3 protein-coding genes are annotated in these 3,000 nt (G+C 65.4%); 1 reads left to right on the plus strand and 2 read right to left on the minus strand.

The window, feature by feature from the left end; genetic code table 11:
* Window positions 1–14: 14 nt before the first annotated feature.
* Window positions 15–671, minus strand: coding sequence for a hypothetical protein (locus VGD20_RS05750; RefSeq protein WP_331133533.1), 657 nt, complete (start codon window positions 669–671; stop codon window positions 15–17).
* Between the two features lie 68 nt (window positions 672–739).
* Complete coding sequence (locus VGD20_RS05755; RefSeq protein ID WP_331133534.1) at window positions 740–2,353, minus strand: DHA2 family efflux MFS transporter permease subunit; 1,614 nt, start codon at window positions 2,351–2,353, stop codon at window positions 740–742.
* A gap of 55 nt (window positions 2,354–2,408) precedes the next feature.
* Here VGD20_RS05755 and VGD20_RS05760 point away from each other — a divergent pair.
* A partial coding sequence (locus VGD20_RS05760; protein WP_331133535.1) for a TetR/AcrR family transcriptional regulator occupies window positions 2,409–3,000 on the plus strand: 592 nt, incomplete at its 3' end.

The following is a 3,000-nucleotide window of genomic DNA, read 5'->3' on the forward strand; positions in this document are numbered from 1 at the left end:
TGAGCGATATCCGCTTAGCCCGCCAGCTTGCTCACCCGTTCCATTTCCGATTTGAGGCGCTGTTCGTCGAATGCATGGTGCGCGAATTCGCCGCCGCGTTCGACCCAGAACAGGAAGAGATGCGCGGACCACCGGTTGGGATTGGGCATCGTCCGGCCGTGGCGCAGATCCGTTCCGCGGTACAGGACGGCGTCGCCCGGGTTCATCGCGATCGCCGACGAGGGTTCGTCGCCGAAATCCTCGGTGCACGGGCTCTCATCGGTCACGCGCACCGAGCCGACTTCGAGCGGCCACGGCAAGCCGTCGCTGTACAGCAGCGTGAGCGACACGCTGTGCTCGCACGACGGGCGGTCCGAATGGACGCGGCAGATATCGTCCTTGTGATAGATTCGAAAATAATCGTAGCTGGGCAGCAGGTCGGCTCCGGTGAGCTCGCACATGATCGGCGTGAGGCCCCACAGGAATGTCGTCAGCGGCCGGTAGAAATGGCCGGAGATCTCGATCGTCGGCTGCTTCGAGAGGGCGTGCGACTGGGCAAAGGTCCCGAACGATTTTCCCGCGGCCTCAAGGTCGATCTGGAGTTGCCGGAAGAGGTTCGCAGCGACTTCCGGAGGGATCAGCCCCCTGATCGTCGCATAACCGTCGCTGGAATAGTCGCCCTCGATTCGCATAGGGTCACTTACCGCGCTTTGGCGCATTCCCGAAGCCGGAGTTTCATGATTCGGCCGACGCGCACGGCTCAATGCGCGTCCTGCGGTGGCGGACCGCCGATCGGCAGGGGTTTGCAAAATGGCACCATCACCAGCGCCGCGAGAAACAGGTAGGACATGAGGCGAAAGACATCGTCGAAGGCGAGCGTCAGCGCCTCGCGGCCGACGATGCGGCCGAGCATGCCCTCGGCCATCTGCTGCGCGAGCGCGGGGTCGGAGATGGTGCGCACAATATGCTGCGCGAGCCCCGCCGCCGCCTCGTTCGCGGCGTCGGCCGAGCGGCCGAGCGCTTCGGAGAGGCGCAGCATGTGGATGCGGAGATTGTCGCCGAGCCAGGTGTTGACGAGCGCGATGCCGATCGCGCCGCCGAGGTTGCGCATCAGGTTGAACAGGCCCGAGGCATAGCGCAGCTCCGGCCCTTCGAAATTGCCGAGCGCGAGGCCGACCGAAGGGACGATGCACAGCATGATCGCGAAGCTGCGCACGACCTGCGGCCAGAAGAGCGCGGCAAAGCCCCATTCGGGGGTCATGAAGCTGAACATCCAGAGGCCGAGCGCGAACAGGCTGAGCCCGAAGGTGATGACGATCCGCTGATCGACCTTTTGCGACAGCGCGGCAGCGATGGGGACGCCGAGAAGTTGGGCGAGGCCCGAAACGAAGACGGTCGTACCGATCTCCGACGCATTATAGCCCTGCACGCGGCCGAGGAAGATCGGGACGAGATAGGTGCTCGCATAAAGGCCGAAGCCGATCACGAGGTTGAAGACGCAGGCGAAGACAAAGGTCGGCTTGCGAAAGGGGGTGAGCTTCACGATCGGCCCGTCCGAGCGGAACGAGCGTTCGAGGAAGAGCCCGAAGGCGACGAACGACACCCACGCGCCGATCGCGATTTCGGGTTCGCTGAACCAGTCGTGCTTGGGCCCTTCCTCAAGCACGAACTCGAGCCCGGCGAGGAAGACGGCCATCGACGCGAGATGGACCCAGTCGATGCGGCGCAGCATCGGCAGGTTCGGTTTGTCGATCCGCACCAGCGCGAGGATCGCGAGCGTGACCATCGCGCCGGGCAGGACGTTGATGAAAAAGACCCAGCGCCAGCCCATCGCGTCGGTGATCCAGCCGCCGACCGTCGGACCCAGCGTCGGCGCGAGCACCGAGACCATGCCGAGGATCGCTGGAATCATCGCACGCTGCTTGCCCTCGAACAGCATATAGCCCGTCGCGAACACCGTCGGGATCATCGCGCCGCCGACGAAGCCCTGCACCGCGCGGAACAGGATCATCGATTCGATGCTCCACGCGAGCCCGCACAGCACGCTCGCGATCGTGAACAGCGCGGCCGATGCCGCGAACAGCCAGCGCGTCGAAAGCGCCTGCGCGAGGAAGGCCGAGAAGGGGATCATCACGAGTTCGGCCATCAGATAGGCGGTCTGCACCCAGCTGATCTCGTCGGGGCCAGCGCTGAGCCCCGCCTGCACCTCGTTGAGCGAGGCGGCGACGATCTGGATGTCGATCAGCGCCATGAACTGGCCGAACGCCATCACCGCGAAGATCAGATATTTGCGCGCGTCGGGCATCGCCGCGGGGTTGAACGGCGTGTCGTCGGCCGCGGTGCCGGCGCCGGGGGAAAGCGGGATGGAAGCCATGGGTCTTGTGTCCTGTCGACTTTATATTATATGCGTCATATAAAAGGAGACGCAAGTGCGCTATTCAACCGAGCACAAGGCAGAGACCCGCGAACGGGTGCTGAAAGAGGCGGCGAAGGAAATCCGCGCGAAGGGGCCCGATAATGTCGCGGTCGCGGGCATCATGGCGCGCGCGGGGCTGACGCATGGCGGTTTCTACGCGCATTTTCCGTCGAAGGACGCGCTGGTGAAGGAAGCGATCGGGACGATGTTCGCCGACGCCCGCGCGCGGACCGAGCGGATCGACGCGAATGGCGACCCGCGCGGCGTCCTGCGCGCCTATGTCGATTTCTACCTCTCGCCCGCGCACCGTGACAGCCGCGACCGGGGGTGCCCGTTGCCGACGCTGTCGGGTGATTTCGCCCGCTCGCAGCCGGCGACCCGCGCGCGCTTTGGCGCCGGGGTCGAGGGGATCGCGAGCCGGCTGGCGGCGCCGCTGGCGAAGCTGGGCTACGCCGATCCGCAGGCGGAATCGCACGCGTTGCTGGCGCAGCTTGTCGGCGGTGTCGCACTGGCGCGCGCGGTCGGCGATGCGGCGTTATCGGATGCAATGCTCGCCGATACCCACGCGAGTATCGTGGCGCGTTACGGGTTGGAGCGTACGCAAT

The sequence above is a fragment of the Sphingopyxis sp. genome (genome assembly GCF_036402335.1).
Lineage (GTDB): Bacteria > Pseudomonadota > Alphaproteobacteria > Sphingomonadales > Sphingomonadaceae > Sphingopyxis.